This window comes from Pseudomonas sp. H2_A10, from assembly GCF_054680085.1.
Map to the genome: position 1 here is coordinate 811,068 of NZ_CP162821.1, position 10,833 is coordinate 821,900.

11 protein-coding genes are annotated in these 10,833 nt (G+C 60.4%); 6 read left to right on the top strand and 5 right to left on the bottom strand.

Going from position 1 to position 10,833, the window contains the following annotated elements:
- Positions 1-23: 23 nt before the first annotated feature.
- Genes AB4O23_RS03600 through AB4O23_RS03620 form a run of 5 tightly spaced genes read left to right on the top strand, consistent with a single transcriptional unit; the run spans position 24 to position 4,607 of the window.
- The gene (locus AB4O23_RS03600) at positions 24-1,055 is read left to right on the top strand and encodes a DUF5924 family protein (protein WP_017530597.1); all 1,032 of its coding nucleotides are present in this window, start codon (positions 24-26) and stop codon (positions 1,053-1,055) included.
- Between the two features lie 55 nt (positions 1,056-1,110).
- Positions 1,111-2,259, top strand: coding sequence for an ABC transporter permease (locus AB4O23_RS03605; RefSeq protein WP_017530596.1), 1,149 nt, complete (start codon positions 1,111-1,113; stop codon positions 2,257-2,259).
- Positions 2,256-3,059, top strand: coding sequence for an ABC transporter ATP-binding protein (locus AB4O23_RS03610; RefSeq protein ID WP_017530595.1), 804 nt, complete (start codon positions 2,256-2,258; stop codon positions 3,057-3,059). The genes AB4O23_RS03605 and AB4O23_RS03610 overlap by 4 nt, the downstream gene beginning before the upstream one ends.
- 1 nt (position 3,060) lies before the next feature.
- Positions 3,061-3,999 (top strand): MlaD family protein, encoded by a 939-nt coding sequence (locus tag AB4O23_RS03615; RefSeq protein WP_223494811.1) that lies wholly within the window; start codon positions 3,061-3,063, stop codon positions 3,997-3,999.
- The gene (locus AB4O23_RS03620) at positions 3,996-4,607 is read left to right on the top strand and encodes an ABC-type transport auxiliary lipoprotein family protein (protein WP_116077997.1); all 612 of its coding nucleotides are present in this window, start codon (positions 3,996-3,998) and stop codon (positions 4,605-4,607) included. Before AB4O23_RS03615 ends, AB4O23_RS03620 begins: the two co-directional genes overlap by 4 nt.
- Positions 4,608-4,701: 94 nt before the next feature.
- On the opposite strand, the gene AB4O23_RS03625 is transcribed toward AB4O23_RS03620, so the two are convergent.
- From AB4O23_RS03625 to AB4O23_RS03645, 5 genes are all read right to left on the bottom strand, one after another.
- A complete protein-coding gene (locus AB4O23_RS03625; protein ID WP_017530592.1) occupies positions 4,702-5,931 on the bottom strand; it encodes a nucleoside recognition domain-containing protein in 1,230 nt (409 codons plus the stop codon).
- A gap of 98 nt (positions 5,932-6,029) precedes the next feature.
- Positions 6,030-7,361, bottom strand: coding sequence for a glutamate/aspartate:proton symporter GltP (gene gltP, locus AB4O23_RS03630; RefSeq protein ID WP_017530591.1), 1,332 nt, complete (start codon positions 7,359-7,361; stop codon positions 6,030-6,032).
- 732 nt (positions 7,362-8,093) lie between these two features.
- Positions 8,094-8,561: an inhibitor of vertebrate lysozyme family protein gene (locus tag AB4O23_RS03635; protein WP_017528758.1), complete on the bottom strand. Its 468-nt coding sequence runs from the start codon at positions 8,559-8,561 to the stop codon at positions 8,094-8,096.
- A gap of 2 nt (positions 8,562-8,563) precedes the next feature.
- Positions 8,564-8,728 carry a DUF1328 domain-containing protein gene (locus AB4O23_RS03640; RefSeq protein WP_003170804.1) on the bottom strand — a complete coding sequence of 55 codons (165 nt, stop codon included), beginning with the start codon at positions 8,726-8,728 and terminating at the stop codon, positions 8,564-8,566.
- Positions 8,729-8,808: 80 nt separating this feature from the next.
- Positions 8,809-9,108 carry a hypothetical protein gene (locus AB4O23_RS03645; RefSeq protein ID WP_065879392.1) on the bottom strand — a complete coding sequence of 100 codons (300 nt, stop codon included), beginning with the start codon at positions 9,106-9,108 and terminating at the stop codon, positions 8,809-8,811.
- A gap of 378 nt (positions 9,109-9,486) precedes the next feature.
- Between AB4O23_RS03645 and algB the strand changes: the two genes are divergently transcribed.
- Complete coding sequence (gene algB, locus AB4O23_RS03650; RefSeq protein ID WP_017528756.1) at positions 9,487-10,833, top strand: sigma-54-dependent response regulator transcription factor AlgB; 1,347 nt, start codon at positions 9,487-9,489, stop codon at positions 10,831-10,833.

Genomic DNA, 10,833 nt, shown 5'->3' on the forward strand with positions numbered 1-10,833 from the left:
TACAAAAGACTGCGAACCGCCGAATGCCGAACCTGACCCACTACATCCAGCGCATCCTCGAACTGATGAAGCGCTACCCAGGGGTGATTGCCCTGGGCGGTTTCATTTCGGGTGTGAGCAGCTTCATCCTGGTAGACCGCCAGCAGGGCATGGCCAGCTGGATCGCGGTGATCATGCTGGTGAGCTGGCTGTGGCTGATGCTGGAGAACAGCTTTACCCAACTGTTTACCAAAGTCTTCAAGCGGGAAATCCCCGAGCCCCTGCTGCGCTACGCCACCCAGATGATCCACCAGGAAAGTCTGTTTTTTGTGCTGCCGTTCTTTTTCATCACCACCGCCTGGAACAGCGGCCAATCGATTTTCACCGGCCTGCTCGGCGCGGCGGCGCTGGTATCAATCATCGACCCGCTGTACTACAAGTGGCTGGCCCCCAAACGCTCTCTGTTCCTGGCGCTGCACACCCTGACCCTGTTCGCCGCGTTGCTCACGGCGCTGCCGATTATCCTGCACCTGACCACCGCCGAGAGTTACAAACTCGCCCTCGGGGTGGCCATGGCCTTGTCGATCCCAAGCCTGGCGGTGAGCCTGCCACTGCGCAGCTTCAAAGGCTGGGCGATGTTGCTGGGGGTGACGGCCGTCATCGGTTGCGCGGGTTGGTTCCTGCGCAGCTGGGTTCCCCCGGCCACGCTGTGGTTGACCGAAGTGGCCATCAGCACCCAACTGCAAGACCGCACGCCGGGCGATGACCTCAAGGAAGTCAGCGCCGCACAATTGCGCAGCGCCGGGCTGTACGCCTATACCGCGATCAACGCACCGCGCGGGCTGGATGAGCGGATCTACCACGTGTGGAAATTCAACGGCAAAGAAGTCGACCGCATTGCCCTGGATATTCACGGTGGGCGCAAAGAGGGCTACCGCGCCTGGACCCACAAGCAGAATTTCCCGGGCGACGCAGCGGGCCGCTGGCAGGTTCAGGTGCTGACCGAAGACGGGCAAGTGATCGGCGTACTGCGTTTTAAAGTCACCGACGCAGCACAAACGGACAACCCAAAGTAGGCTGTATCGTGCTATTACGTAGCAATTGTGGATAGCCAATACAAGCTCGGAGCTTATGACCAGTAGCACCACGGCCGGCGCAGCCCAACTCGATACGTCCTCCGTTCCTCCTTTACTGCGGATTACCGGAGACTGGACGCTTGCCCACTACGCAAACCTGAAGAAGCTGTCGGACAAACTCGACGGCCAATACGACGCCGGCGCGCGCATCGACCTCAATGGCCTCGGCGCGCTGGACACCGCCGGCGCCTCGCTGCTGGTGGAGCTGCTGGGGCCAACCCGCATCGAACAATCGGCCGAGCAGACCGATTGCAGCCTGTCTGCCGCCGACCGCGCACTGCTCAAGACCGTCTACCGCTCCCTGAACGACTTCTGCGTTCCCGAAAAAGCCCCCGAAGAAGCCACCGGCATCCAGCTGCTGGCGCGTATCGGCCGGGCGGTGGACACGGTGTGGCAGGACAGCAAGCAGTTGCTGGGCTTCATCGGCCTGATCCTCGAGACTTTCGCGCGTGGCATTTTCCGGCCCAAGCGCTGGCGTATCACGCCGATGGTTGCGCACTTGGAACAAGTCGGCCTCGACGCCGCGCCCATCGTGGCCTTGCTGACCTTTCTGGTAGGCGCCGTAGTGGCATTTCTCGGTGCGACAGTGCTCAAGAGCTTCGGCGCGACGATTTTTACCGTGGACCTGGTGGCCTTCTCCTTCCTGCGCGAATTCGGCGTGCTGCTTACGGCGATCCTGATTGCCGGTCGCACAGCCAGTGCGTTTACCGCACAAATCGGCTCGATGAAGGCCAACGAAGAAATCGACGCCATCCGCACCCTGGGCCTGGACCCGATGGAGTTACTGGTGCTGCCGCGCGTGCTGGCGCTGTTGGTGGCGCTGCCGATGTTGACGTTCGTGGCGATGCTCTCGGGGATTATCGGCGGTGGCGTGGTGTGTGCGGTGGCCTTGGATATTTCCCCGGCGATGTTCCTCTCGCTGTTGCAATCGGACATTGGCGTGCAGCATTTCCTGGTGGGCATGGTGAAAGCGCCGATCTTTGCTTTCCTGATCGCCGCCATCGGTTGCCTGGAAGGCTTCAAGGTCAGCGGCAGCGCCGAATCGGTCGGTGCCCACACCACCTCCAGCGTGGTGCAGTCGATCTTTGTGGTGATCGTGCTGGATGCCGTCGCGGCGCTGTTTTTCATGGAGATGAGTTGGTGAGTCGTTTACACCGGGCGCCGACCGAGGCGGTGATCCAGGTACGCGGCCTGTGCAATCGCTTTGGCAGCCAGAGCGTGCACGAAAACCTCGATCTGGATTTGTATAAGGGCGAGATCCTCGCGGTAGTCGGCGGTTCCGGCAGCGGTAAATCGGTGTTACTGCGCAGCATCGTCGGCCTGCGCCGGCCCAGTGAAGGCGAAGTGCGAGTGTTCGGCAAGAACCTGCCAAGCCTGCCGGAACATGAGCGCTCCCTGGTGGAACGGCGCTTTGGCGTGTTGTTCCAGAAGGGCGCGCTGTTTTCCTCGCTGACCGTGACTGAAAACGTCGCGCTGCCGCTGATCGAACATGCCGGCCTCAGCCGTGCCGACGCGGAGCACTTGGCCGCGGTCAAACTGGCGCTGGCCGGGTTGCCGCTGTCGGCCGCCGACAAGTACCCGGCGTCGTTGTCCGGCGGCATGATCAAGCGCGCGGCACTGGCCCGGGCGCTGGCGCTGGACCCGGACATCCTGTTCCTTGACGAACCCACCGCCGGCCTCGACCCGATTGGCGCGGCGCAATTCGACCAACTGATCCTGACCTTGCGTGATGCGCTGGGCCTGAGCGTGTTCCTGGTCACCCATGACCTCGACACGCTGTACACCATCACCGACCGCGTTGCCGTGCTGGCACAGAAAAAAGTGCTGGTGGCCGACGCCATCGATGTCGTCTCGGAAACCGACGACGCCTGGATTCACGAATATTTCCACGGCCCCCGGGGCCGCGCGGCATTGGATGCCGCTCAACCGCTCAACGAGGTATGACATGGAAACCCGAGCCCATCATGTGATGATCGGTCTGTTCAGCGTGATCGTGGTCGTCGGCGCGATGCTGTTTGGCCTGTGGCTGGCCAAGTCCAGCGTCGACAGCGCCTTTCAGGATTACGAAGTGATTTTCAACGAGGCGGTCAGCGGCCTGTCCCAGGGCAGTTCGGTGCAATACAGCGGGATCAAGGTGGGCGACGTGATCAGCCTGAGCCTGGACCCCAAGGACCCACGCCGCGTACTGGCGCGTATCCGCCTGGCCGGGCAGACGCCGGTCAAGGAAGACACCCAGGCTAAGCTCGCGCTGACCGGCATTACCGGCACTTCGATTATCCAGCTCAGCGGCGGCACCCCGCAAAGCCCGGAACTCAAGGGCAAGGACGGCAACCTGCCGCAGATCATCGCTTCGCCGTCGCCTATCGCGCGGCTGCTGAACAACAGCAACGACCTGATGACCAGCATCAACCTGCTGCTGCACAACGCCAACCGTATGCTGTCGTCGGAGAACGTCGACCGCATCAGTAGAACGCTGGACAACTTGCAACAAACCACCGGCGCCATTGCCGAGCAGCGCGGTGATATCAAGGTGGTGATGCAGCAACTGATGCAAGTGAGCAAGCAGGCCAGCGCTACCCTGGAGCAGACCACGGTGCTGATGCGTAACGCCAACGGCTTGCTCAACGATCAGGGCAAGCAAGCCTTCAGCAGCGCCGAACAGGCAATGAAATCCCTTGAGCAAAGCACCGCGACCATCAATACCCTGCTCAGCGACAACAAAAGCTCGGTGAACAGTGGCATGCAGGGCCTCAACGAACTGGCGCCGGCCGTGCGCGAACTGCGCGAAACCCTCGGGTCGTTGCGGGCCATCTCCCGCCGCCTGGAAGCCAACCCCAGCGGGTACCTGCTGGGCAGCGACAAGAGCAAGGAGTTCACGCCATGAAGCGTGCTTACCAACTGATCGTCCCCGTGGCCCTGGTGCTGATCGGCGCGTGCTCGATCCTGCCCAAGGCCGACCCTTCGGACGTGTACCGCCTGGCCGCCGCACAAAGCGCCACACAAGGCGCGCCGGTAAGCTGGTCGCTGCGCGTGACCAAGCCGCAGACCAGCGAGTTTCTCGACAGCCCGCGCATTGCCGTGGTGCCCAATGGCGATTTGATCAGCAGTTATGCGAACTCACGCTGGAGCGATCCAGCGCCGGTGCTGTTACGTAACCGCTTGCTGGATGGGTTCCAGCGTGATGGGCGGGTGACGCTGCTGAGTACGGATGACACCAATCTGCAAGCCGATTACGAGCTGGGCGGGCAATTGCAGGCTTTCCAAAGTGAATACCGCAGCAGTGCGGTAGAGGTGGTGATTCGACTCGACGCACGCTTGGTGCGTGGAAGTGACCAACGGATTATTGCCAGTCGGCGGTTTGAAGTGCGACAGCCGGTGGGAGATACCAAGGTGCCGGCGGTGGTGGCGGCTTTTGGGCAAGCGGGGGATCAACTGAATAAGCAGGTAGTGGAGTGGGTCGTGGGGCAGGGCAACGGTGCGGTGAAACGCTGAGGGCCTCATCGGGAGCAAGCCCCCTCCCACGGGTTGATCTGTGAACACATTCAACCTGTGGGAGGGGGCTTGCTCCCGATAGCAATCTCCAGCCTTAAGCAAAAAACCAATAGCACACCGCAATCGCTGCCACGACGCCGGCAAACTCCGCCAGCAACGCACACCCTACCGCGTGCCGCGCCCGCTGGATCCCCACCGAACCGAAGTACACCGCCAACACATAAAAAGTGGTCTCGGTACTGCCTTGGATCGTCGCCGCCACCAGCGCCGGGAAGCTGTCAACGCCTTGGGTCTGCATGGTTTCGATCAACATCGCCCGCGCCGCACTGCCAGAGAACGGCTTGACCATGGCGGTCGGCAACGCATCGACGAAACGCGTGTCCATCCCTGTCCAGGCCACCACATGGCGAATGCCTTCCAGGCCGAAATCCAGCGCGCCGGATGCGCGCAGCACGCCCACCGCGCACAGCATCGCCACCAAGTACGGCAGCAGATTCCTGGCGACGTCAAAGCCCTCCTTGGCCCCTTCGACAAACGCCTCGTAGACCTTCACCTTGCGCAAGGCACCGATCAGCAGGAACAGCATGATCAAGCCAAACAGCGTCAAGTTGCCGAGGATCGACGACAAACCGGCCAGCGCCGTGGCGGACAAGGTTGCCAGCAGCGCCATGAAGCCACCCAACATCAACGCGCCGGGAATCAGGTAGGCCAGCACGACCGGGTCCCACAGTCGCAGGCGCTGCATCACCGCCACCGAGAGCAGGCCCACCAGGGTCGAGGCGCTGGTGGCCAGCAGGATCGGCAGGAATACCAGCGTCGGGTCGGCGGCGCCTTGCTGGGCGCGGTACATGAAGATGGTCACCGGCAGCAGCGTCAATGAGGACGCGTTAAGCACCAGGAACAGGATTTGCGCGTTACTGGCGGTGTTGGGAATGGGGTTGAGTTCCTGCAACGCCTTCATGGCCTTGAGGCCGATGGGCGTGGCGGCGTTGTCCAGGCCCAGGCCGTTGGCGGCGAAGTTGAGGGTGATCAAGCCGATGGCAGGGTGGCCGGCGGGCACTTCCGGCATCAAGCGGCGGAACAGCGGGCCGAGGGCCTTGGCCAGCCAATCGACGATGCCGGCTTTTTCGGCGATGCGCAAAAAGCCCAGCCACAACGTCAGCGTGCCAAACAGCAGCACCATCACTTCCACCGACAATTTGGCCATGGCGAAAATGCTTTCCACCATCGCGGCAAAAATTCCGGCGTTACCGCCTACCAGCCATTGCGCCAGCGCTGACACCATTGCCACGACGAAGAAGCCAAGCCATAGGCCATTGAGCATCAGTTAAATCCCCCGAAAGATGGGGCGAATGATAGCGGGGCTGGCAGAAACGACAAACCCCGGAATGCTCCGGGGTTTGTGTCAGCGCCAGCGTGCTGTCAGCTGCGGGTGGCTTGGGCCGTTGGCAAGGCTTGCTTGCTGCGCCAGTGCGGCAGTGAATTCCAGTAGCGCTCGCCCTTGGCGTCGTCGTACATGCCTTCCCAACGGGAGATCACCAGCACCGCCAACGCGTTGCCGATCACGTTGAGGGCGGTACGCGCCATGTCCATGATGCGATCGACACCGGCGATGAACGCCAGGCCTTCCAGCGGGATGCCCACGCTGCCCAGGGTGGCCAGCAGCACCACGAAGGACACGCCCGGCACGCCGGCGATACCTTTGGAGGTGACCATCAGCGTCAGCACCAGCATCAATTGCTGGCCGATCGACAGGTCGATGCCGTACAGCTGGGCGATAAAGATCGCCGCGATGCTCTGGTACAGGGTCGAACCATCGAGGTTGAACGAGTAACCGGTCGGTACCACAAAGCTGCAGATCGCCTTCGGCGCGCCGTAGCTTTCCATCTTCTCGATCACGCGCGGCAGCACGGTTTCAGAACTGGCGGTGGAGTAGGCCAGTACCAACTCATCCTTGAAGATGCGCATCAGCTTGAGGATCGAGAAGCCAAACAGGCGTGCGATCAGGCCCAGTACGGCAAAGGCGAAGAACAGGATGGCGACGTAAACCAGAATCACCAGCTTGGCCAACGGCAGCAGCGAGGCGAAGCCGAAGTTGGCCACGGTCACCGCGATCAGTGCGAAGACGCCGATCGGGGCGTACTTCATGATCATGTGGGTGACTTTGAACATGCTCTCGGACACGCCCTGGAACAGGGTGACCAGCGGCTCGCGCAGTTCAGGCTTGAGGCTCGACAGGCCCAGGCCGAACAGTACGGAGAAGAAGATGATCGGCAACATTTCGCCACGGGCAACAGCGGCAAAAATGTTCGATGGGATCAGGTTGAGGATGGTCTGGATGAACGCATGCTCATGCTGCACCTCGGCGGCGGTCGCCTGGTACTTGGAGATATCCACCGTCCCCAGGGTACTCATGTCGATGCCCGCGCCAGGGTGGAACAGGTTGGCCAGCAACAGGCCGACCACGATGGCGATGGTGGTGACGATTTCGAAGTAAAGGATGGTTTTGACGCCGATGCGACCCAGTTTTTTCGCATCACCCACACCGGCAATGCCGACGATCAGCGAGGAAATCACAATCGGGATCACGATCATCTTGATCAGGCGGATAAAGATATCGCCCGCCGGCTGCAGCACGTTGCTGATCCACCAGGCCTTTTCAGCACTGAAATGGTTGAGCACTGCACCGATTGCAATCCCCAGCACCAAACCGATGAGGATCTGCCAGGCGAGGCTTAGCTTTGCCTTCTTCATGTCATTACCCTTACTTCAAGTGAACTTAAGGCAAATGCGCCAGCTGCAACGCTCGAAAGCGAAAAAGTGTGTGCATCTGCCTCCCTGGAAGGTCACCGCAGCGTGGCCGAAATGGCTTACTGGCAGGCGAAAAAAGGCGCAACTATTCCCACGCAAGGGAGCGCCGTCTAATGCCGTAAACGCCTACCCTATGCCGAATCGGCATGACTTTTTTCGATAATAGCTGTCTGATCGGTCAGTTCAAATGCGACATTTTGTCCGCTGAATATGCCGTGAACCGGCCAATACTGGCTCGCTCAGAGTTTCTGCACAGCTTTGGGGCACTGGCTGAGACGCCAGTGAATTCGGCGGGCTCACGTCAAGAATGCCTTGCGCCTTGCACAAAACTTTCTCGATAGATGGTCATCCCGACATACCAAGTAATGGTTGGGATTGAGCAAAAAGGAATTTTGCGGCTAAAGGCGGCATAAGCGGAGAACGACACAAACGGCAGAGGAGAATCACAAGCCCGCCGCAAGTTCAGCAAGCCATCGGCTTGTGAACCTGCGTCGCAGCTTTCGCCTGACCCGGCCCTTGCGCAGGCACTCCCTGTACCCGTAGGTCACGCCGATCCCGTTTGATCAGAGCAACCCAGCCCCTTGGTCATGCACCGCACCTGTCGCGCGGTGCAAATAGAAGGAAGCAAAGGTGCTTCTTTCTATGGATGCGAGCCCCGTAAACCACAGACGGAACTCAGTACCAATTCGGATCTTTCTTCAACTGCTCCATCAGCAGCTTCCGCATGCCCTCGTCCGGCTTACCGATAAAGCGGTAATCGGCGTGCCGCGTTGGGGATTTGTCCGCCGGAAGACCGGCCGGGACTTCCACCAACATGGCGTAGGCGTCTTCCTTGTCGAGGCTGAAGGCGACGATCAGGCGCTTGTTCAGGCAGGTGTCTGCGGTTTCGCAGAGCGGCCCGACCAAGTACTTGTCGCCATCCTCTTCCACGGCATTCATTTGCTCGGCCGTGCCCGACAGGTTCATCACCCATTCCGGCAGCCGCTCTTCTTTCTTCACCACGCCTTGCCATGTCTCGCGGTACTGAGGGTCCGCGCTGAGCAATTCATTGGCTCGGGATTGGCCGTCGTTGGCAGCCATCACCAGCCCGCTGCCGCCCAAGAGCAGGGCGGCAGCCATGGTTTTAAAAGACAAAGGGGTCATATTCAGCCTCGGCCGCGACGACCAAAGAAGAACGATGCGATGAACATCACCAGGAAGACCACAAACAGGATCTTGGCGATACCCGTGGCGGTGCCCGCGATACCACCGAAGCCCAGGACTGCAGCCACAATGGCGATGATCAGAAATGTGATTGCCCAACTCAACATGGTGATTCTCCTTACGCTTCTTCTATAGAGGTAACAGCGGTAATGCCTGCGGCCGCTGAATCAGCGTCCGCGTTTTTTGCCTAGAACACCCAACGCTCTTGGGTAGGTAACTGGCCCAGGGTGGAATCCTGGTCGGCCACTCGCAATTGCGGGGCGGTTACATCAGCAGACGCGCTACCGACGGAGCGGCTGCCAATGGAACTGAAATGGGTCTGGGTTATCGCCGGACGTTCAAATGAGGGGGCTTGCTGCTGGCTCTGCTGCCAGTGCTGGAACTGCTGGCCTGCAATCAGCGTGACCATCACCGCCAAGCTCGCAAACAGACCTTGTTGCAAGCGCAGTGGCGATACACGCAATGGGCTGAGGCTTTGGCGAGTCATGCTGCTGTTCTCCCGCATTCTGGCTATTCGTTGGGAGAGATATTGCAGAGCGCATGCCAGCTTTTTTATAAAATAAAAACCTACAAAATCAATGAGTTACATATTCGTTATTCAACACTCGGGCAGCATCCTGCACGATCCCTCCCAGGCGGCCGTGCGAAATGCACGATGGCTGGCAATCGGATCGGGGTCATGAAAACGTTAATAGCGTTGCGGAAGTGGCAAGACGGCGTGAAAAGGCCATCAGGCATGACTTTGTAGGAAGGCGTGCAGATAGCTGCACGAGGTTGCCTTTAATCAATCAGAATAAACCATGCAACTTGCCCGATTATTCCGGGACTAAACACCATCATTCATAGTTAAAGGAGCGCGGGACAGATGGAATCAGCCAAGGAACTTCAAGGCCGCATTCTTTTAGTGGATGACGAATCCGCGATCCTCCGCACCTTCCGTTATTGCCTGGAAGATGAGGGCTACACCGTCGCCACCGCCAACAGCGCGGCCCAGGCGGATGCCTTGATGCAACGCCAGGTGTTCGACCTGTGCTTTTTGGACCTGCGCCTGGGCGAAGACAACGGCCTGGACGTGCTGGCCCAGATGCGCATTCAGGCGCCGTGGATGCGTGTGGTGATCGTGACTGCTCACTCCGCCGTCGATACGGCGGTGGACGCGATCCAGGCTGGCGCCGCCGACTACCTGGTCAAACCGTGCAGCCCTGATCAACTGCGCCTGGCCACCGCCAAGCAACTGGAAGTGCGCCAACTCTCGGCTCGCCTGGAGGCATTGGAAGGTGCAGTGCGCCAACCCAAGGACGGTCTGGACTCCCACAGCCCATCGATGATGGTGGTGCTGGAAACCGCGCGCCAGGTGGCCGGGACCGACGCTAACATCCTGATCCTTGGCGAGTCCGGCACGGGTAAAGGCGAACTGGCGCGGGCGATTCACGGTTGGAGCAAGCGCGCCAAGAAGTCCTGCGTGACGATCAACTGCCCTTCGTTAACGGCCGAACTGATGGAAAGCGAGCTGTTCGGTCATAGCCGTGGCGCCTTTACCGGTGCCAGCGAGAGCACCTTGGGCCGGGTGAACCAGGCCGACGGCGGCACGCTGTTTCTCGATGAAATTGGCGATTTTCCGCTCACGTTGCAGCCTAAGTTGCTACGGTTTATCCAGGACAAGGAATACGAGCGTGTCGGCGACCCGGTCACCCGTCGCGCCGATGTGCGCATCCTCGCCGCCACCAACCTCAACCTGGAAGACATGGTGCGCGACGGCCGCTTCCGCGAAGACTTGCTGTACCGCCTCAACGTCATCACCTTGCACCTGCCGCCACTGCGCGAGCGCAGTGAAGACATCCTGACACTGGCCGATCGCTTCCTGGCGCGCTTCGTCAAGGAATACGCGCGCCCGGCACGGGGCTTCAGCGACCAGGCGCGCGAGGCACTGCTCAACTATCGCTGGCCGGGCAATATCCGTGAGCTGCGCAACGTGGTTGAGCGCGCGAGCATTATCTGCCCGCAGGAAAAGGTCGAAATCAGCCACCTGGGCATGGCCGAGCAACCGACCAACAACGCTCCGCGTATCGGCGCCGCGCTCAGCCTGGACGAGTTGGAAAAAGCCCACATCGGCGCCGTACTGGCCACCAGCGACACCCTCGACCAGGCTGCACGCACGCTCGGCATTGACGCGTCGACCCTGTACCGCAAACGCAAGCAGTACAACTTATGA